The sequence below is a fragment of the Shewanella sp. AS16 genome (assembly GCF_021412365.1).
Classification (GTDB): domain Bacteria; phylum Pseudomonadota; class Gammaproteobacteria; order Enterobacterales; family Shewanellaceae; genus Shewanella; species Shewanella salipaludis.
In genome coordinates this window covers 1-301 of sequence record NZ_JAKCLK010000192.1, presented here as the reverse complement: position 1 = coordinate 301, position 301 = coordinate 1, and the positions used below count along the sequence as shown (strand labels likewise).

General features: G+C 52.2%; 1 protein-coding gene. It reads left to right on the top strand.

Going from position 1 to position 301, the window contains the following annotated elements; genetic code table 11:
- Window positions 1-301 (top strand): lipid IV(A) palmitoyltransferase PagP (gene pagP, locus LZP73_RS19945; protein ID WP_234236648.1); only part of this gene is annotated, 301 nt, incomplete at both ends.

Below are 301 nucleotides of genomic sequence, written 5' to 3'. Positions count from 1 at the left end.
ATGCACGTTTTGCTTACGACAAAGAAAAAACCGATCGCTATAACGAGCGACCGTGGGGCGGCGGTTTTGGTCAGTCGCGTTGGGATGAAAAAGGAAACTGGCATGGCCTGTATGCCATGGCATTTAAGGACTCGTGGAACAAATGGGAACCGATTGCCGGATACGGATGGGAAAGTACCTGGCGACCGCTGGCGGATGAAAATTTTCATTTAGGCCTGGGATTTACCGCTGGCGTAACGGCGCGCGATAACTGGAATTACATCCCTCTTCCGGTTCTACTGCCATTGGCCTCTGTGGGGTA